The sequence below is a fragment of the Shinella sp. HZN7 genome (assembly GCF_001652565.1).
In the GTDB taxonomy this organism is placed as follows: Bacteria; Pseudomonadota; Alphaproteobacteria; order Rhizobiales; family Rhizobiaceae; genus Shinella; species Shinella granuli.
In genome coordinates this window covers 152,772-170,940 of sequence record NZ_CP015737.1, presented here as the reverse complement: position 1 = coordinate 170,940, position 18,169 = coordinate 152,772, and the positions used below count along the sequence as shown (strand labels likewise).

Here is an 18,169-nt window from a genome sequence, read left to right as displayed (position 1 = left end):
CTGTTCCTGAAGGTGCGTTCCGGCCGGGGCCGGAACGCACAGCCTGCTTTGCGTTACTGGAGGAAACCCTCGGAGGTCAGGAAGCCCGTTGCGACCTCCTCGACGGAACGCTTGTCGACATCGACGGAGGCGTTGAGCTTGGCCATGATCGTGTCGTCAAGCTTGGCGGAAAGGCCATTCAGGATATCGGCAAGCTCCGGAGAAGCGTCGAGGACCTCCTTGCGGATGACCGGCGTCAGCGCGTAGTCCGGGAAATAGCCCTTGTCATCCTTGAGGACGACGAAATCGAATGCGGGAATGCGGCCGTCGGTCGCGAACACGAGACCCGTGTCGATCTGGGAATCCCGCAGGGCCTGGTAGACGAGACCGGTGTCCATGCGCTTGACATTCTCGCGGCCGAATTCGAAGCCATAGGCCTGTTCGAGCGGCTTGAGGCCGTCGACGCGCGCATAGAATTCCGCATTGCATCCGAAGGAGAGCGTTTCGCCCGCGCCGATTTTCGCCGCCAGATCGGAGAGCGTCGAAATCCCCTTGGCCGCCGCATCGTCCTTCCGCATGGCGATGCCGTAGGTGTTGTTCGCCCGGGACGGATCCAGCCAGACGAGGCCCTTGGCCGCATCGAGTTCCTTGATTCTGGCGTAGGTGGCCGCCGGATCGAGCTTCTCGGTGATCTTGTTGAACGTGATCAGCGACGTGCCGGTATATTCCCAGTAGACGTCGATCTGTCCTGCTTCCTGGGCCTGACGCAGGGGCGCGGTTCCAAGTCCGCTGCGCTTGTCGACCGTGAACCCCTTTGCCTGCAGCAACTGGCCGGTCATCTCCGCGATGATCTGCTGCTCGGTGAAATTCTTGCCGCCGACGACGATGTCTTTTGCCGCAGCCGCACCGGCCGCAAGCGCAATGGCGATGCCGGCGACGAGGCCCTTCAATCCAGGTTTCTTCATAGTCTCACTCCCCTTTTGCTCGATTGGTTGGTTAACGAAGCGGGTTGACCCCTCTGGGGATCAGCCAGTACTGGCACTGGCCGATTGCAAAATCCGCCACGATGGCCAGCATGGCCGTGGGGATCGCACCCGCCAGAAGCATCGATGTGTCCATCAGGTCGATGCCGGTGAAAATCAGCTCTCCCAGGCCGCCGCCGCCGACGAGGAACGCCAGCGGCGCCGTGCCGACATTGATCGCAATGGCCGTCCGAACGCCGGCGAGGATGACGAAAAGCGCATTCGGCAACTCGACCCGGAACAGGATCTGCCGGTCCGTCATCCCCATTCCCGTAGCCGCTTCCACAAGGTAGCGGGGCACCATGCTCAGGCCCGCGATCGTATTCAGCACGATGGGCAGAAGCGTCAGCACGGTGAGGCCGAAGATCGCCGAAGGCGCGCCGATGCCGAGAAAGGACATGGCAAGCGCGAGAACGGCGAGCGTCGGGATCGTGGTGCCGAGATTGATGACCTGCGTTATCGCGTCCGCGTGATAGCGCAGGGGCTTGCGCGTCAGAGCGATCCCGAGCGGCAGGCCGATGGCAAGCGCCAAGGCGCTGGAATAGGCGACCAGCATCAGATGCTGGCCGGCCAGATAGAGGATGTCCTCGCGATAGCCCAGGATCGTGCCGAGAAGACCGGATGACGCGGCCCACGCTCCGAGCGCGACCAGCGCGAGCGAAGACACGATGCTGGTGTAGGATGAGGCTGGGGAAGAGGACGTCGTCATTCGCGGTAACTCGCACCAAGGAGCTGGCTTATTCCGCGCTGCGTCACGTAGCCTTTGTAAAAGCCTTCATCATCGACGCAGGCAAGCCAGGTCACGCCATGGGAAAACATCGCGGAAACCGCGTTTCTGAGGTCGTCGTTGACGTTGATCAGCCCCGGCAAGGTCTCCACATGATCGCCGACGACACCTCCCTTGCCACGGATGTCGTTGAGGTGAAGGAAGCCGCGGGCCCGGCCGCGGGGGCCGACCATGACGATGGTCGTATGGTTGTTCGCCTCCATCCGCGCCACGGCCGTTTCCAGACTGTCGCCTGCCACGACGCTGACCGGCGCGACCTGCATGGCATCGGCCACCTTTACCAGCCGCAGCCGCTTCAGCGTCCGGTCGCCGCCGACGAAATCCGCAACGAAATTGTCGATCGGGTTCGCCAGGATATGATCGGGCTTGTCGAACTGGATCAGCTTGCCGTCGCGGAAAATGGCGATGTGGCTGGCCATCTTGACCGCCTCGTCGATATCGTGGCTGACGAAGACGACGGTTTTCTTCAGCTCCGCCTGGAGCTTCATGAACTCGTCCTGGATGACCTCGCGGTTGATCGGGTCGATCGCGCCGAAAGGTTCGTCCATGAGCAGGACCGGCGGATCGGCGGCAAGCGCCCGCACCACGCCGACGCGCTGCTGCTGGCCACCCGACAACTCCTTGGGATAGCGCCGCAGGAAGACCGACGGGTCGAGGTTCACCAGTTCCAGAAGTTCGGCCGCGCGCTTGCGCGATTTCTTGCGGTCCCATCCGAGCAGGTCGGGGACCACGCAGATATTGTCTTCGATGGTCTTGTTCGGGAAAAGGCCGATCTGCTGGATGACGTAGCCGATGGAGCGCCGCAAGGTCACGGCGTCGAGCGTGGAGGTGTCGCGCCCGTCGATGAAGATCTTGCCGGACGTCGGCGTGATCAACCGGTTGATCATTTTCATCGTTGTCGTCTTGCCGCAGCCCGACGGGCCGAGGAGAACACAGACCGCGCCCGACGGCACGTCCATGGTGACGCCGTCGACGGCGGTTACGGAACCAAAAGCTTTGGTGAGGCGATCAAGTCTAATCATGGATTTGTCCGAAGGCCTGGAGATGTCAGATACCGTCTCAGGGCGAGAAGGGAGAAGTCTGCGACAATGGCAAGGACGCTTACGGCTATCGCGCCCGTCAGCAGCTGGCGCGGGTCGGTCTGGCTGATCCCGCGGGATATGAACGTGCCCAGACCGCCGGCGCCGATATAGGTCGCGATGGCGGCGACGGCGATGTTGAGGACGACGGCATTCCGTACCCCGTTGATGATCACGGGAAGGGCGATCGGCAGCTCGACATGGCGCAGACGCTGGAGGAAGGTCATGCCCATGCCGACCGCTGCCTCGCGCAGGGACGGATCGACATTCATGATCGCGGTATAGGTGTTCCGGATGATGGGCAGTTGGGCGTAGATCACCAGCGCGATCACGGCCGGGAGAAATCCGATGCCCTGGCCGATCTTGGACAGGACCGGAATGAGCAGGCCGAACAGCGCGATGGACGGGATCGTCATGACGGCCGCCGCAACGTAGAGTACCCGGTCGGCAAGCGCACGGCTTCGCGTGATCAGGATGCCGATCGGAACGCCCGTGCAAATCGCGATGACGATCGAGATGCCGACCAGCCAGATGTGTTCCAGCGTCCGCGTCCAGATCAGCGGCAGATTCTCGCCGATGAATTGAAATGTTCCCATTTTATCCTCCCCCTACCTCGCTAGAGGATGTCCCGATCCTAGGGAATGAAGAGGAAAGTTCGAACCGAATGTCCGACGGGAAGTATCAAAAATCCGCCATGCGGAAGACGCTCATTTGATAAGGCACGGGCGAAGCACAATAATGACCATTCTGGATCAGACGCTGTCGGATCTTCGACGCTCGTCACTGGGACTGTTGCCATATCGGCGCCGATAGGCGCTGCCGAGATGGGACGCCGAAACGAATCCGCAGCGAAGCGCGATGGCGGCAATGGTTTCGGAACTCTCCTTCGCCAGCCGGCGCGCCTCGTTCAACCGCACATTGAGGTAGAACCGCTGTGGGGTCATCTCGAAATGCTGATGCCAGAGGCGTTCCAGTTGGCGGATGGAAAGGCCGCTTCTCTTGGCAACCTCATCGATCGGAACGACGTATTCGAGATTCTGCTCCATGATGGCGATCGCCGCGGCAAGTCTGGCGTCGTGGATGCCATAGCGCCACTGGATCGCCATCCGCTGATGTTCTTCAGGCCCCGAATGCGGGTATGCAGAAATTGCTCTGCCGTGTCGGCGGCGAGCTTGGCGCCGTAATCGCCGGAAATCTGGGCGAGCATCAGATCGATGGCGGCGGTGCCACCGGCGCAGGTCCATCGATTGTCATCCCGGACATACAGTTCGCGCGTGACCTCGATTTCAGGGAATTCCTCGGCAAACTGGGGAAGCGATTCCCAATGCAGCGTGCACCGCTTGCCCGCAAGCAGTCCCGCACGGGCGAGCAGGAATGTCCCGGTGCTCAAGGCACCGACAGGCTTTCCGCTCACCGCCTGCCTGCGAAGGAACTGAAGGATCGGCTTGGGCCGCTTGCTCTCGATATCGAGGCTGGCGACGACGAACAGCCGATCGAGATGGGGAGCATCGTCTATCGAAACCGTGCGCGTCTCAAAGCCGCTGCTGGAGCTGATCTCGCCGCCCTCCTGCGAAAGGAGGCACCAATCGTAGAGCTTGCGGCCGGAAAGCCTGTTGGCCGCGCGCAGGGGCTCGCTCGCGGAGGCCAGCGCCATCATCGAAAACTGCGGAAGGAGCAGCAACCCGACGCTGATCGGACGCCCCTCTTCGATCCGTTGCTGCATCATTCCTGTCGGCCGCGGCCCCTTCGATCCTGGAACATATGGGCCGGAAAGTATCCGACGGTCGCTCAAAAAGGAATCGGGATTTCAGGAGGGCGGGACCGTCCGGCCGGCGGCGGCCTCCGGCGCGCCGAACTCGGCCAGCAGCGCCTCGATCGGGTGCTTCAGCCTCACGCCGTCGATGCTCGCGGCCTGCGCCCGGCACGAGAAACCGTCGGCAAGCAGGGGCGCCGCATCACGCCGCGCCACCTGAAGTGCCCAGCTCTGGGAATAGATGCGTTCGGACAGTTCCCGATGCTCGGCCTCGTGCCCGAAGGTGCCCGCCATGCCGCAGCATCCGGTCGCCTCGACCGTCAGGTCGAGCCCGCACGACGCGAAGACCGACCGCCACGCCGAGACGGCCGCCGCGGCGGTGCTCCGCTCCGTGCAATGGGGAATGAAGCGGTACGTGCGCCCGCCGGCCCGCTGCGGAAGAAGGTCGGCGCGCACGTTCAGCCATTCCTGGATCAACCGGACCTTCGGCAGCCTCTGCCCGGGCAGTGCCGCCCGATATTCCGAGCGATAGGTGAGCGTCATCGACGGATCGACGCCGATCAACGCCACGCCCGTATCCTCAAGCGCCAGAAGCAGGTCCGCATTCCGCTGCGCGACACGCGCAAACCGCCCCAGGAAACCGTGGACATGCAGAGGCTTGCCATTCTGCCGGAAAGGCGCAAGCCAGGGACGCATGCCGATGAGCTTGAGAAAATCGACCAGGGCCAGCAGCACCTGCGGATCGTAATATGCGATGAAGGCGTCCGGCACGATGACGACGCTTGAAGCGCGCTCGTCCTTGCCGAGAGCGGACAGGGCCGCGGGCGTCGCGGTCGCCACGGCACGCGCCTTTAGCGCCTTGGCAAGCCGCAGGCGCGGCAATCGGGGCGTGTGGACGAGGCCGATGGCCCGCAGCAGGCCGGATCCCGACGCCGCATTGACGATCCCGGGAAACCGGGCGAGGAAGGGCAACATCGCTTCGAGGCTCGCCATCACATGATGGCGGAGCGGGCGCAGGTAGCGCCCATGGTAGAGTTCGAGGAACTTGGCCCGGAAGGTCGGCACGTCGACCTTGATCGGGCACTGGCCGGAGCAGGACTTGCAGGCGAGACAGCCGGACATCGCCTCGTGGACCTGATGCGAAAAATCCTGCGGATCCCGCCGAAGCGTCGCCAGCAGACGGGCTGCAAAACCGCGCCAGGGCGGCGCCTCCCGCAGCCGTCTCGCCTCGTCGAGCGGATCGACGCCCTGCGCGGCCAGCCGGCGGAGCCATTCCCGCATGAGCTGCGCGCGTCCTTTCGGCGAGTGACGCCGCTGCCTCGTCCCCTTCCAGGACGGGCACATGGCCTCATCCGGGTTCCAGGAGAAACACGCGCCGTTCCCGTTGCAATGCAGCGCCTCGTCGAAACCGGCGCGGATCACGGGCGGGATCTGGCGGTCGTGCGCGCCCTTCGTAGGCGGACCGTCGATCCGCACGAGCGGCTGGCCGGGCGGCGCGGCGATCTTGCCGGGATTGAACTGGTTTCCCGGATCGAAGATCGTCTTCACCTCCTGGAGCAGCGGGTAAAGGGGGCCGAAGACCCGGGGGAGAATTCCGACCGCATGCCCTTGCCATGTTCGCCCCAGAGCAGCCCGCCGAAGCGGAGCGTCAGCGCCACGACCTCCTCGGTGATTTCCCGGATCAGATGCCCGGCCCCGTCCGACTTCATGTCGATGGCAGGGCGGACATGCAGCACGCCGGCATCCACATGTCCAAACATGCCGTATTCCAGACCGTGACGATCCAGCACCGCACGGAATTCAGCGATGTAGTCGGCGAGGTTTTCGGGCGGCACGGCCGTATCCTCGACAAAGGCGATCGGGCGGCTGTCGCCCTTCATGTTGCCCAGAAGGCCGACGGCCTTCTTGCGCATATCCCATAGTCTGTGGACCTGCGGCGCTCCACGGGCGAGGGTATAGCCGCGCCGTCCCATCCGGCCCGGCTCACGATCGAGCTCGGCGGTCAGAAGCGCCAGCGCCGCCTCGACGTCTTCACCGCGCATCCCGACGAATTCGATCAGGTTGACGCCGCGAACGGGATCCGGCCCCGCGTCCGGGAAAAACGCCTTCACGTCGTCCCAGACCGGATCGCCTTGCGCGAGTGCCAGCACCTTCGAATCGATGGTCTCGATCGACGCGGGAGCAAACCCCATCAGCGCTTGCGCATCCCGCAACGCCGCATCGAAGCTGTCATAGCGTTGCACCACCAGGGCCTCATGCGTCGGAATCGGCATGAGATTGAGAACCGCTTCTGCCAGGAAGCCGAGCGTTCCCTCCGATCCGCACAGAACCGAATTCAGGTCGAACGCGCCGTCGTCCCGCCGGATATGGGCAAGGTCGTAGCCGGTCAGGCTGCGGTTCAGCTTCGGGAAGCGGGCGGCGATCTCCTCCGCGTTATCGCGGTGCAACTGCAAGACCCGCCGATGGATCGTGCCGGCAAGATCGTCCTGCACAACGACGCGTTCCAGCGCGGCTTCATCCAGCGGGGCAGAGCGCCAGACGGAGCCATCGCAAAGAACCGTCGTGAGCTCCAGGACATGATCGCGCGTTTTACCATAGAGGCACGACCCCTGGCCGCAGGCGTCGGTGGAAATCATGCCGCCAATGGTGGCGCGGTTCGACGTCGACAACTCCGGTGCGAAGAACAGGCCGTAGGGCTTCAGCGCCGCGTTCAGTTGATCCTTGACCACGCCCGTCTGCACCCGCGCAGTGCGTTTGACCGGATCGATCTCAAGAATATGGTTCATGTGGCGGGAAAGGTCGACGACGACCCCGGAACCCAGCGACTGGCCATTCGTCCCGGTGCCGCCGCCGCGCGGCGAGACGACCACGTCGGCAAAGCGCGGATCGCGAAGGACCTTGGCGATCCGCACCAGATCGTCGCGATCCCGCGGAAAAGCGACGGCCTCGGGCATCACCTGATAGATCGAATTGTCCGTGGCGAGCACCGTCCGGTCGGCGGCGCTCGTCGTCAGGTCTCCGGCAAACCCCCTGGCCTGAAGCTCAGCGAAGAAAGCGGCGTAAAGCGGCAATGGATCGGGCGGGGAAGCGAGGCTCGGGATCATGGCGATAATTCGGTCCCGTACGGCCGGCCGGACGGGACCGTCTGCATCAGGCGGTACGGATCGCCCGATCGATCTGCTCGATCAGATGATGGAAGATCGGGCTTTCGACCTGGTTCTGCTGGCCGTGCATCATGCCCTCGATGATGAGCGGCTTGTCACCTGCGCGGCCCGGATAGGCCTTGTGCAGGCGGATCGACTCCGCGGGCATGTGCAGCGTGTTGTCGGCGCCGTGCACGATGAGAGCCGGCGGGAAGCCGTCTGCGCCCGCAATATCCTTCTCGGGATCGAAGTCCACATATTCCTTGTAGGATTTCGCGGTCACATGGCTGCAGCCGGGCCAGCGGTCGACGCCGCCGACCTCCGTGTAGCCGCCGAGCTGGCGGTCGACATAGTCCTGCGTATCCGGATCGAGCGGATAGTAGCCGAGCCTGGTCGCCTCGGTTCCGGTGTCGAACGGCGGGATCGCCGCATCATCCGCCAGCGCCTTGATCGCGGCGTCCGCGCCCGTCTTGTCGGCACGCAGGTCCTGAAGGGTGGCGATGCGGGTATAGCTCATCGGAATCCAGAACGCGATCTGCTCCTTGCCCTGGCGCGCCAGCGCAACGATGGCGGCGAGACTGGCAAGCGACCCCATGGCCCAGGAGGCCACGGCAGGCATCGTGCCGAAACGTTCCTTCGCCCAGCGAACCGCGGCAAGCACTTCGTCCGTCTGGTCCACGAGGCTGACATTGGTGACAGTGACGCCATCCTTCTGTGCGGTGTTGCGCACATCCTTGTTGGTGAAGAAGCCGGCGACGTCGTAGGTCATCACGCGGTAGCCGCGCCCCGCCAGCGCCCGGCCGAACAGTTGGCCGTACATGGAAACGCCGCCCGTGAAACCGGAATTGAAGACCACCGGCGGGAGGGCCTTGTCCGGAGAGGCCGGGCGAAACACCCTGCCGGCAAGGTCGAGCGTCGCGTCACCGTAGGCGACAGGAAAGGTGATGTCTTCGATGATGATGTCCGTCATGGCTTCGCTTTCTGCTGGACAGGGAAAAGATCGTCCGCGGCCGCGCTCAGCAGCCGGCGGGCGGGGATGCCGGTGACGGCGCCTGCGGCCGAGGCGACCGCCTCGCAGAACGCGAACGCCGACATGGTATTGAAGTGGCTTGCAAAGCCGAGGCCCTGGCTATCGCCGCCCACATGGGGAGCATCGCTGGCCGACAGAAGCACCCGGTCGGCTCCCACTGCCGCGACGATGGCCGCCACGAAGGGCACGACGTCGCCGACGGTCGTCGAGGTTCGATATCCAGGCCCCTTGAACCATACGTTTCCTCTGCGCCCGGCTTCGTCGAGCAAAGCGCGATAGCTCGGCTCGGCAGCGCCGCGCTCGACATGGCATGTTCCAAGATGATCGATGACGACGCGCACATGGTCCGGAAGCTGACGCAACACCCTCAGATTCGTCTCCGCCTCCTTGACATAGACGTGGACATGCTGGTCGGCCCGCAGCCTTGCAAGGAGGGCGGCCCAGGCATCGCCGCGATAGGCCTGATCCGGGATGCTTTCCGGTGGAGCGTCGTGAAGGACGATCCGGATGCCCACGACCTGGGGATGGGACAGCCGTTCGGCCGTGGCATAGGCGGGATCGGCCTTGATCGTTCCGACCAGCCGGATATCGCCGTAGCGTTCAGGCCATTGAGCCCGGAGCGCCTCCATCTCCTCGAAGGAAGCGAAGACGTTGGAGGAATCGGGAAGAATGCTCAGATGGACGTTGTTGAGGAGCCTTGGGACCGTCCCGGCTTTCGACAGCTCTGCGAGATAGTCGGAAAGCGAGTGAGGAGCCGGCAGCGCATAGGGAAGCTGCCCTGCCACGGCCGCGAGGTCGGAGGCCGTGAAGAAATGGACGTGACCGTCCAAAGACATACTATCCGCAGCCATGCTCTTGCTCCTCCTTGTGTGGAGCAAGATAGCGTCACGGACTTCGGCAACGTCCTGACCAGTCGACAGCTTATATCAAAACTTCGCCATCGGTGCGCAATTTCAAGAGATCCGGTATTTCAAGCCTGCAAGATCAGGACGCGGCTTTTCATCAGGTGATTTCTCGACGGAAACATGCGTTTCACGCCAACCGGGCGCCGCCGCAGATGATTTGCGGCGGCGATATCGGGTTTCAATCGACGATGGCCGCAAGCACGCTGACACAGTCGCCGGATTTGACGAGGCCGGGGAAGTGGCGGGCGGCGAGGATGCCGTCCATCTTCGCCTTCACCTCCAGCGGCGCCACGCCGGTGCGGCCGACGGGATGGATGCGGGCGACGACGGCCCCGGCCCTGACCTCGTCGCCGAGGTCATGAAGCGGCTCGATGAGCCCGCCGTCCTCGGCGAAGGAGAAGCAGTTGCCGTCGGGCATGTCGAGCCAGGTCGTGTCGGACGCCTCGACCGCGCCTTTCAGGATGCCCGCCGCCTTCAGCACGTTCGCTACACCCCGCTTCGCGATGCCGGCGCTTCTCGCCGTCGCCGTGCCGCCGCCGCCGAGTTCCGTGGTGATGAAGACCTTGCCCATTTCCTCGGCCGCCGTGTCGTACATGCCGACCGCGTCGATCTCCAGCATCTTCATCGACCAGGGCGCGCCGAAGGCCCGCACGAGTTCGAACGCCTTCGCCTCCTGCACCTTGTCGGGCAGGATATGGGCGGCGCAGAAGGGCAGGAAGTCGAGCGTCTTGCCGCCGGAATGGAAGTCGAGCACGATGTCGGCGAGCGGCAGCAGCGTGCGCTGGAAGTAATCCGCGATCTTCGGCGTGACCGTGCCGTCCGGCGCGCCCGGAAAGCTGCGGTTCATGTTGCCCTTGTCGATCGGCGAGGTGCGCGTGCCGGCAAGGAAGGCCGGATAGTTCATCGCGGGAACGATGATGACGCGCCCCGAAACATCCTCCGCCCTCAGCGAGCGGGCGAGATCGAAGAGCGCGATCGGGCCCTCATATTCGTCGCCGTGGTTGCCGCCGGTAAGGAGCGCCGTCGGGCCCTCCCCGTTCTTGACGACCGTCACCGGGATCATCACCGAGCCCCAGGCGGAATCGTCCCGGCTGTAGGGCAGGCGCAGGAAACCGTGCTGCACGCCCTCGGCCGAGAAATCGACCGTGGGGCTGATCGGCGACGGACGGAGCGTGCGGTCCGCCATGGGCTCAGTCCTTCACGAGAAGCTTGCGCGGCACATCGGCGAGGCACTCGACGCCGCTCTCGGTGATGAGGATGCTCTCCGTCGTCTCGAAGCCCATATCCTCCAACCAGAGACCGGTCATGAAGTGGAAGGTCATGCCCGGCTGCAGCTCCGTCCTGTCGCCGGGGCGAAGGCTCATCGTGCGCTCGCCCCAGTCCGGCGGATAGGAAACGCCGATCGGATAGCCCGTGCGGTTGTCCTTGACGATGCCGTATTTCTTGAGGACGCCGAAGAAGGCATTGGCGATATCCTCGCAGGTATTGCCGGGCTTCGCCACGGCAAGGCCGGCCTCCATGCCCTCCAGCGTCGCCTTCTCCGCATCGATGAAGGCCTGTGTCGGCTTGCCGAGGAAGACGGTACGCGACAGCGGCAGGTGATAGCGGTTGTAGCAGCCGGCGATCTCGAAGAAGGTACCCTCGCCCGATTTCATCGGCCGGTCGTCCCAGGTGAGGTGCGGCGCGGAGGCCTCGACGCCCGAGGGCAGCAGCGGCACGATGGCCGGATAATCGCCGCCGATGCCATCCGTGCCGCGGATGCCGGCGTCGTAGATTTCGGCCACGAGATCGCATTTGCGCATGCCGACCTCGATCCTGTCGAAGATGCGCTGGTGCATCTTTTCCACGATGCGCGCGGCATTGCGCATGTATTTGATTTCCGTCTCGCTCTTCACCGCGCGCTGCCAGTTGACGAGCGCCGTGGCGTCGACGAAGCGGGCATTCGGCAGGTGCTTCTGCAGCGAGGCGAAGGCCGCGGCGGAAAACCAGTAATTGTCCATCTCGACGCCGATGGTCAGCCTGTCGAGGCCGCGCTCGGCAAGCTTGGCCGAGAGATAGTCCATCGGGTGGCGCTCGGTGGACTGCACGTAGTTGTCGGGATAGCCGATGATGTTCTCGTGGCTGAGATAGGCGGTGAACTTCGCCCCGTTGGCATCCTGCCCGCGGCCGTACCAGATCGGCTCGCCCGTCGGCGGCACGACGACGCACTGGTGCACGTAGAAGGACCAGCCGTCATAGCCCGTCAGCCAGTTCATGTTGGAGGGATCGCTGCAGATCAGGACATCGATGCCCTTGGCTTCCATGGCCCTGCGCGTTTTCTCAAGGCGCGCCTCATACTCCGGAAGTGAGAACTTCAGGTTCGCTTGTTTCATCGGTTTTTCCTCTATACCCGGCGAAAAGCCGGTCTCAACTCTCGAAGGCCGTGCCGGCGCCCGTCGCTGCCGCGCGGGCGGCAGCAAGCGTGGCGATGGCCGTATCCTGAATGCCCGTGCCGGTCAGGTCCGCCACGGTGATCTCTTCGGGGCCGCTGCGGCCCGGTTTGCGCCCGGCGATGATCTCGCCGAGTTCGGGGAAGCCCGTGCCCTCCGTCACGAGCCCCGCCGCGATGGCGTGGTGCAGTTCGCCGAGCCGGCGGGTCTGTTTCAGGCTGTCGGCAACATAGAGACCCGCGCCCGTGATGACGGCCGGCTCGATTTCGTTCTTGTGCTCGGCATCCGAGCCCATCGCGGTGACGTGCTGGCCCGGCTGGAGCCATTCGGCCCTGAGGACCGGCGTTTCGGATGGCGTGGTGGTGACGATGATATCCGCACCATCGACCGCCGCCCGGCCATCGGCCTCGGCGCGGACGGGCAAGCCGAGCTTTGCCGTCAGCTCCAGGGCAGCCGCCTCCGCTTTCTTTCCGTCGCGCGCCCAGAGGCGGGCTTCACGGATCGGCCGGACGAGGCACAAGGCCTCCAGTTGCAGCTTCGCCTGCATGCCGGCGCCGAAGATGGCGGCGACCGCGGCGTCCGGCCTTGAGAGATGCCGGGCGGCGACGGCACCGGCGGCGGCGGTACGCACATCCGTCAGGTAGCCGTTGTCGAGCAGCACCGCCTCGACGAGGCCGGTCGTCGCCGAGAACAGCACCATCAGGCCGTTGGTGCTCGGCAGGCCGATCTTCGGATTGTCGAAGAAGCCCGGGCTGATCTTGATGGCGAACCCGGAGAGGCCGGGCACATAGGCGGTCTTCACGTCCACCTCGCCGCGGTGCTCGGGAATGTCGAGCCGAAGGATCGGCGGCATGGCGACGGCCCTGGTCGCCAGCGCATGGAAGGCCTCCTCCACGCAGGCGATGGCTTCAAGGTCGAGCGGTACGATGCGCCGCAGCTCCGCTTCCGTCAGTATCTTCATCCGCGTCACGTCCTGTCCTCCGCAAGGGGATCGGCCACGCCGTCAAGGACCCGCTTGTGCAGGCCCATGTCCACGTTCCGGCCGGAAAGGATGACGGCCACCGGGCCATCCAGCCGGTCAAGCCGGCCGGAAAGCAGCGCCGCGATGCCGACCGCCGCCGCCCCTTCGATCACCTCGCGCTCCTCGCCATAGGCATGGCGCATGCCGGCCGCGATCTCCGCTTCCGACAGGAGGATCACCTCGTCGAGCAGCGCGCGGCACATTTGAAAGGTCACGGCATTGTCGAGGCCGATGCCGCCGCCGAGCGAATCGGCAAGGCTCGCCACCTCCTCGACCGCGACCGGCCGCCCCGCATCGAGGCTCGCCTTCATCGCCGCGCCGCGCTCCATGGTGAGGCCGATGACGCGCGCCTTCGGCACGCGTCCCTTCACCGCCGCGGCAACGCCTGCCGCCAGCCCGCCGCCCGACAGCGGCACGAGAATGGTCGCGACATCCGGCATCGTTTCGACGATCTCAAGGCCGAGCGTGCCCTGCCCCGCCACGACCGCCGCATTGTCGAAGGGCGGGACCATGACCAGGCCGGCCTCGGTGACCAGCCGGTCCACCTCGACCTGCGCCTCGTCCTGCGACCGGCCGACAATGCGCACGTCCGCACCGAGCCGGCGGATCTCCGCGACCTTGTTCTCAGGCACGAGCCGCGACATGCAGATCGTCGCGACCGATCCCTCGGCCTTCGCGGCATAGGCAAGCGCCCGGCCATGATTGCCCGTCGAGGCCGCCACGACGCCGCGCGCCCGCTGGTCCGTCGAAAGCGACAGCACGGCATTCGTCGCACCGCGCAGTTTGAAGCTGCCCGTCGTCTGGTGGTGTTCGAGCTTCAGGCCGACCGGCACGCCGCAGCGTTCGGTCAGCGAAGCCGACAGGACGAAGGGCGTGCGCAGCACACGGCCGTCGATGCGTCGGGCAGCCTGTTCGATATCCGCCAATGTCACGGGAAGGTTTGTCTTCGTCATGTGTCACCGTCCCGGGTAGGCGCGCGTCATCAGCCGGCCGAGCGCCGGCCGAGCCGCTTCGTCGCCGCAAAGGCGCAGGCACGCCCAGGCGGTGGCGAGGTTGCTGGTGACGACCGGCCTGCCGATGGCCGCCTCGATCTGCGCCGCCACGCCCGCCGCGCGCACGGCGGTGCAGGAGATGAAGAGCGCATCGCAATCCGGCGCCGTCGCCTCCTTCGCGAAGGCGACGATCTCTTCCGGGGAAATCCGCGCCATCTCCCGATCATCGGAAAGACCGAGGCAGGTGAATCGGGCGATGTCGAAGCCGAGCGCCAGGAAATAGTCGGCCATCGGCCGGCTGATTTCGAGCGTATAGGGCGTCAGGACGGAAATCCGCTTCGCGCCGAGCGCCTTCAGGCCGGAAACCGCGGCGGCGGTGGGCGTCACCACGGCAGCGCCCGGCTTTGCCGCCTTGACCGCAGCCGTCACCGCCGCGTCGCCGATGACGACGGAGGCCGAGGTGCAGGAATACATCACGACATCCAGCGGCTCGTCCGGCAGGATGAGCGCCGCGCCCGCCGTCAGCGAGGGCTGCATGGCGGCGAGGTTCTCCGGCGTCACCGGATTGGCATAGGGGATGCGGGTGGCGTAGACGCCGATCCGCGCGTTCGCCACCATGCGCTGGAAATCGACTTCCGTCGTGTGGTCGGTCGCCAGGATGATCAGGCCGACGCGCTTTTCCAGCGGGCGGTCGTCCAGTTTCGGCGCGCGGGAGGCAAGGCAAAGGTCGAGCGTCCGCATCAGCGTTCCTCCACCCGGGCGTAGCGCTCTTCCAGCCAGCGCAGGAAGACGACGGAGATCAGGCTCATGATCAGGAAGAACACGCCGACCAGCGTCATCGGCTCGATATAGCGATAGCTGCTGTTGGCGACGCTCTTCGCCTGGTTCATCAGTTCAAGCACCGTGATGGCTGACAGCAGCGGCGTCTCCTTGAACATGGCGATCAGGTAGTTGGCGAGCGCCGGGATCATCGGCGGGATCGCCTGCGGCAGGATGACGTGGATCCAGGTCTGGCGACCGGTGAGGTTCGTCGCCTTCGCTGCCTCCCACTGCCCGCGCGGCACGTTCTCGATACCGGCGCGATAGACCTCCGCCGCGTAGGTGCCATAGTGCAGGCCAAGGCCGATGACGCCGGCGAGCAGCGCCGGCAGGCGGATGCCGATATCCGGCAGCACGTAGAAGATGAAATAGAGCTGCACGAGCAGCGGCGTGCCGCGGATGAACTCCACGACGAAACCCGTGGCCCTGGCGATCGGCTTCGGCGCCGTCATGCGCAGGATCGCGAAGACGAGGCCGATGACGGCGGCGACGGCGGCGCCGAGCACGGTCGCCAGCAAGGTGATCTTCAGGCCCTGGAGCAGGGTCGGCATGATCTCCCAGACGAAATTCCAGTCCCATTCCATCGTCAGGTCCTCACACCATCAAGGCCGCGGGTGACGCGCCGTTCCAGCCAGCGCATGGTGGTGGAGATGGCGAGCGCCATCAGGAAGTAGAGAACGAGGATGACGGCGAAGGGGATCAGCGTGTTGCCGGTCTGCGCGCGCACCACCTGGGCCTGGAAGGTCATGTCGGTGAGCGAGATCAGCGAGACGACGGCCGTGCCCTTCAGAAGCTCGATCGCATTGTTGCAGAAGGTCGGCAGCATGAGCGGCAGCGCCTGCGGCAGGATGACGTGGCGCATCGCCTGGCCGCGCGTCAGGTTGAGCGCGATGCAGGCCTCGCGCTGCTCCCGGCCGATCGCCTTGACCGCGCCGCGCACCACCTCCGCCCCGTAGGCCCCGACATTGAGGCCCAGCGCCAGGACGCCCGCCTGCAGCGGCGAGAGCGTCACGCCGGCAAAGGGCAGCACGAAATAGACCCAGAAGAGCTGCACGAAGATCGAGGTGCCGCGGAAGAACTCGATATAGGTGGTGGCAAGCGCCCGGACCGTCATGAAACGGCTGACGCGCCCGAGCCCGGCGACGAACGCCATGACGAGGGCGAGCGCCGAGCCCATCACGGTGAGCTGAAGCGTCACCAGCGCGCCTTGCAGGATCAAGCCTATATAGCCGGACCAATCGGTCATGGTGTGTTCCACGTTAACGTCAACGGAGCGGCGCCCCTCATCCGCCTGCCGGCACCTTCTCCCCGCAAGCGGGGAGAAGGGGGAACAGGAACCGGCTTCCCGTCCATCAAAGCACGCGATGACGGGAAAGCCTGGCCACCAGCCCCTTCTCCCCGTTTACGGGGAGAAGGTCGCGGCAGCGGGATGAGGGGCAGATTCACCATTCCTACTGCGCCGCGCAGAGCTTTTCGCGCGTCGTCGACATGGCCGCGGCGGCAGAGAAGCCGTAGGGCTCGATGATCTTGGCGAATTCACCGGATTCCTTCAGCTTGGCGAGCTCGACGTCGAAGGCATCGCGCAGCGCCTCGTCGCCCTTGCGGAAGGCCGCGCCGTCGCAATAGACCGGGGCGCCCTCGACCGGCGCGACGACCTCGATGTTCGGGTCGTTCGCCTTGGAGACGAGGTCGTTGATCGACAGGACCGGCAGCGAATAGACGTCGATACGGCCGTCCTGCAGCATCTTCAGGCCGCTCTGGCCGTCCGGCACGACGATGACGCGGTCACGCGGCACGCCGGCTTCAAGCGCCAGCTTCTCTTCCGTGCCGCCGCCCGGCGCGCCGATCTTGGCATCCGGATTGTCGGCGATGTCCTTGTAGCTCTTGAGGCCGAGCGGATTGCCCTTCTTCAGCGCGAAGGCCTCGGCATCGCACAGGATCGGCTCGGAATAGGCGACGGCGGCGCACCGCTCCGGCTTCATGAAGAGGCCGGCGGTGATGACGTCGTGGCGGCCGGCCTGCAGGCCGGGGATCATCGCGCCATATTCCGAGATCGAGGCGACGATGTCATCGACGCCGAGGTGCTTGAAGACCTCGCGGGCGACATCGGGCGCGGCGCCCGAAACCTTGCCGTCGGCGGCAACCGCCGTGAACGGCGGCTCGTTGGCGATGGCGACGCGGGCAAAGCCCTGCCCCTTCAGTTCCTCCAGCTTGCCGTCGTCGGCCTGGGCCGGCATGGCGGCGGCGATTGCCATCAGCGCGCTTGCGCCGGCGGCCATGGTCAAAAACGTCCTGATCTTCATCGTTCCGAACTCCTCTGGCTGTCCTTGGTTGTTGCTTGGGGCATGTCTCCGAGGAAAAACCCTCAGACGCGGTGCCCTGCCGCGATGATCTTGCGCAGGAAGGTCTGCGTGCGTTCCTGCCTGGGATTGCGGAAAATCTCGTCCGGCTTGCCCTCCTCGACGATCTTGCCGCGATCGAAGAAGAGGATGCGGTCGGCGAAATCGTGGGCGAAGCCCATCTCGTGCGTGACGAGCAGCATGGTCATGTCGGTCTCGGAGGCGAGCTTGCGCATGACGTTCAGCACCTCCTCGACCAGTTCCGGGTCGAGCGCCGAGGTCACCTCGTCGAACAGCATGATCTTCGGCGAGAGCGCGAGGGCGCGGGCGATGGCGACACGCTGCTTCTGTCCGCCGGACAGCTGGGCGGGCATGTTCCTCGCCTTGTCGGCAAGGCCCACCATGTCGAGAAGCTCCATCGCCCGCTTCTCGGCCGCGGCCTTCGCCACGCCCTTGGTCAGCATCGGCGCCAGCGTGACATTGTCGAGCACGCATTTGTGCGGGAAGAGATTGAAGTGCTGGAAGACCATGCCGATCTTCTCGCGCATCCTGTGCAGGTGGCGATCGTCCGCCGGCACGAGGCCGCCGTTCTTCGGCATATGGTAGAGCTGGTCGCCATCGACCTCGATATGGCCGTCGCTGATCGTCTCCAGCGTCATCAGGATGCGCAGGATCGTCGTCTTGCCGGAGCCGGAGGGGCCGATGAGGGCGAGCTTCTCGCCCGGCAGCACCTCCATCGACAACCCGTCGAGCACGGTCAAGGGACCGTAGCGCTTCACGATATTGTCGATGCGGATGATGGGTGCGGCCATGCATGTCTCTCCCTGTCGAGACCGTGATGACCTAACGATGCGCGGCGATCTAAATCATG

Annotated in this window: 17 protein-coding genes and 1 pseudogene; all 18 read right to left on the bottom strand. The window is 65.0% G+C overall.

All coding sequences use genetic code 11. From position 1 onward, the window contains the following. Positions 1 to 53 precede the first annotated feature (53 nt). The gene (locus tag shn_RS23175) at positions 54 to 944 is read right to left on the bottom strand and encodes a glycine betaine ABC transporter substrate-binding protein (RefSeq protein WP_064332885.1); all 891 of its coding nucleotides are present in this window, start codon (positions 942 to 944) and stop codon (positions 54 to 56) included. Between the two features lie 31 nt (positions 945 to 975). Beyond that, a complete protein-coding gene (locus shn_RS23170; RefSeq protein ID WP_064332884.1) occupies positions 976 to 1,710 on the bottom strand; it encodes an ABC transporter permease in 735 nt (244 codons plus the stop codon). Next, positions 1,707 to 2,810 carry an ABC transporter ATP-binding protein gene (locus shn_RS23165; protein ID WP_064332883.1) on the bottom strand — a complete coding sequence of 368 codons (1,104 nt, stop codon included), beginning with the start codon at positions 2,808 to 2,810 and terminating at the stop codon, positions 1,707 to 1,709. Before shn_RS23165 ends, shn_RS23170 begins: the two co-directional genes overlap by 4 nt. Then, positions 2,807 to 3,463, bottom strand: coding sequence for an ABC transporter permease (locus tag shn_RS23160; protein WP_064332882.1), 657 nt, complete (start codon positions 3,461 to 3,463; stop codon positions 2,807 to 2,809). Before shn_RS23160 ends, shn_RS23165 begins: the two co-directional genes overlap by 4 nt. A gap of 156 nt (positions 3,464 to 3,619) precedes the next feature. Beyond that, positions 3,620 to 3,811, bottom strand: a complete 192-nt coding sequence (locus shn_RS37125; protein ID WP_371328617.1) for a helix-turn-helix domain-containing protein — start codon at positions 3,809 to 3,811, stop codon at positions 3,620 to 3,622. Next, on the bottom strand, positions 3,808 to 4,593 hold the full coding sequence (locus shn_RS23155) for an AraC family transcriptional regulator (RefSeq protein ID WP_245337449.1): 786 nt from the start codon (positions 4,591 to 4,593) through the stop codon (positions 3,808 to 3,810). The genes shn_RS37125 and shn_RS23155 overlap by 4 nt, the downstream gene beginning before the upstream one ends. Before the next feature lie 81 nt (positions 4,594 to 4,674). Further along, positions 4,675 to 7,724 (bottom strand): annotated as a pseudogene (locus shn_RS23150) (FAD-binding and (Fe-S)-binding domain-containing protein). Positions 7,725 to 7,770: 46 nt separating this feature from the next. Continuing rightward, positions 7,771 to 8,733, bottom strand: coding sequence for a S9 family peptidase (locus shn_RS23145; RefSeq protein ID WP_064332881.1), 963 nt, complete (start codon positions 8,731 to 8,733; stop codon positions 7,771 to 7,773). Further along, positions 8,730 to 9,644: an amidohydrolase family protein gene (locus tag shn_RS23140; RefSeq protein ID WP_064332880.1), complete on the bottom strand. Its 915-nt coding sequence runs from the start codon at positions 9,642 to 9,644 to the stop codon at positions 8,730 to 8,732. The genes shn_RS23145 and shn_RS23140 overlap by 4 nt, the downstream gene beginning before the upstream one ends. A gap of 232 nt (positions 9,645 to 9,876) precedes the next feature. Then, complete coding sequence (gene doeB / locus shn_RS23135) at positions 9,877 to 10,884, bottom strand: N(2)-acetyl-L-2,4-diaminobutanoate deacetylase DoeB (RefSeq protein WP_064332879.1); 1,008 nt, start codon at positions 10,882 to 10,884, stop codon at positions 9,877 to 9,879. Positions 10,885 to 10,888: 4 nt separating this feature from the next. After that, a complete protein-coding gene (gene doeA / locus shn_RS23130) occupies positions 10,889 to 12,070 on the bottom strand; it encodes an ectoine hydrolase DoeA (protein WP_064332878.1) in 1,182 nt (393 codons plus the stop codon). Between the two features lie 34 nt (positions 12,071 to 12,104). Continuing rightward, entirely contained in the window at positions 12,105 to 13,097 is a 993-nt protein-coding gene (eutC, locus tag shn_RS23125) for an ectoine utilization protein EutC (RefSeq protein ID WP_064332877.1), read from the bottom strand. Beyond that, on the bottom strand, positions 13,094 to 14,101 hold the full coding sequence (eutB, locus tag shn_RS23120; RefSeq protein WP_064332876.1) for a hydroxyectoine utilization dehydratase EutB: 1,008 nt from the start codon (positions 14,099 to 14,101) through the stop codon (positions 13,094 to 13,096). Before eutB ends, eutC begins: the two co-directional genes overlap by 4 nt. A 3-nt stretch (positions 14,102 to 14,104) precedes the next feature. Next, a complete protein-coding gene (gene eutA / locus shn_RS23115) occupies positions 14,105 to 14,881 on the bottom strand; it encodes an ectoine utilization protein EutA (protein ID WP_064332875.1) in 777 nt (258 codons plus the stop codon). Next, the gene (gene ehuD / locus shn_RS23110) at positions 14,881 to 15,543 is read right to left on the bottom strand and encodes an ectoine/hydroxyectoine ABC transporter permease subunit EhuD (protein WP_064332874.1); all 663 of its coding nucleotides are present in this window, start codon (positions 15,541 to 15,543) and stop codon (positions 14,881 to 14,883) included. Before ehuD ends, eutA begins: the two co-directional genes overlap by 1 nt. Positions 15,544 to 15,545: 2 nt before the next feature. Continuing rightward, positions 15,546 to 16,205 (bottom strand): ectoine/hydroxyectoine ABC transporter permease subunit EhuC, encoded by a 660-nt coding sequence (gene ehuC, locus shn_RS23105; RefSeq protein ID WP_064332873.1) that lies wholly within the window; start codon positions 16,203 to 16,205, stop codon positions 15,546 to 15,548. Positions 16,206 to 16,410: 205 nt separating this feature from the next. Further along, positions 16,411 to 17,262, bottom strand: coding sequence for an ectoine/hydroxyectoine ABC transporter substrate-binding protein EhuB (ehuB, locus tag shn_RS23100; RefSeq protein ID WP_064332872.1), 852 nt, complete (start codon positions 17,260 to 17,262; stop codon positions 16,411 to 16,413). Positions 17,263 to 17,324: 62 nt separating this feature from the next. Then, entirely contained in the window at positions 17,325 to 18,110 is a 786-nt protein-coding gene (ehuA, locus tag shn_RS23095; RefSeq protein ID WP_064332871.1) for an ectoine/hydroxyectoine ABC transporter ATP-binding protein EhuA, read from the bottom strand. Positions 18,111 to 18,169: the final 59 nt, after the last annotated feature.

What these genes read in the sequence shown, in the direction of transcription:
- shn_RS23175 (WP_064332885.1), bottom strand. Translation starts at nt 944, where the DNA reads ATGAAGAAACCTGGATTGAAGGGCCTCGTCGCCGGCATCGCCATTGCG.
- shn_RS23170 (WP_064332884.1), bottom strand. Translation starts at nt 1,710, where the DNA reads ATGACGACGTCCTCTTCCCCAGCCTCATCCTACACCAGCATCGTGTCT.
- shn_RS23165 (WP_064332883.1), bottom strand. Translation starts at nt 2,810, where the DNA reads ATGATTAGACTTGATCGCCTCACCAAAGCTTTTGGTTCCGTAACCGCC.
- shn_RS23160 (WP_064332882.1), bottom strand. Translation starts at nt 3,463, where the DNA reads ATGGGAACATTTCAATTCATCGGCGAGAATCTGCCGCTGATCTGGACG.
- shn_RS37125 (WP_371328617.1), bottom strand. Translation starts at nt 3,811, where the DNA reads ATGACCCCACAGCGGTTCTACCTCAATGTGCGGTTGAACGAGGCGCGC.
- shn_RS23155 (WP_245337449.1), bottom strand. Translation starts at nt 4,593, where the DNA reads ATGATGCAGCAACGGATCGAAGAGGGGCGTCCGATCAGCGTCGGGTTG.
- shn_RS23145 (WP_064332881.1), bottom strand. Translation starts at nt 8,733, where the DNA reads ATGACGGACATCATCATCGAAGACATCACCTTTCCTGTCGCCTACGGT.
- shn_RS23140 (WP_064332880.1), bottom strand. Translation starts at nt 9,644, where the DNA reads ATGGCTGCGGATAGTATGTCTTTGGACGGTCACGTCCATTTCTTCACG.
- doeB (WP_064332879.1), bottom strand. Translation starts at nt 10,884, where the DNA reads ATGGCGGACCGCACGCTCCGTCCGTCGCCGATCAGCCCCACGGTCGAT.
- doeA (WP_064332878.1), bottom strand. Translation starts at nt 12,070, where the DNA reads ATGAAACAAGCGAACCTGAAGTTCTCACTTCCGGAGTATGAGGCGCGC.
- eutB (WP_064332876.1), bottom strand. Translation starts at nt 14,101, where the DNA reads ATGACGAAGACAAACCTTCCCGTGACATTGGCGGATATCGAACAGGCT.
- eutA (WP_064332875.1), bottom strand. Translation starts at nt 14,881, where the DNA reads ATGCGGACGCTCGACCTTTGCCTTGCCTCCCGCGCGCCGAAACTGGAC.
- ehuD (WP_064332874.1), bottom strand. Translation starts at nt 15,543, where the DNA reads ATGGAATGGGACTGGAATTTCGTCTGGGAGATCATGCCGACCCTGCTC.
- ehuC (WP_064332873.1), bottom strand. Translation starts at nt 16,205, where the DNA reads ATGACCGATTGGTCCGGCTATATAGGCTTGATCCTGCAAGGCGCGCTG.
- ehuB (WP_064332872.1), bottom strand. Translation starts at nt 17,262, where the DNA reads ATGAAGATCAGGACGTTTTTGACCATGGCCGCCGGCGCAAGCGCGCTG.
- ehuA (WP_064332871.1), bottom strand. Translation starts at nt 18,110, where the DNA reads ATGGCCGCACCCATCATCCGCATCGACAATATCGTGAAGCGCTACGGT.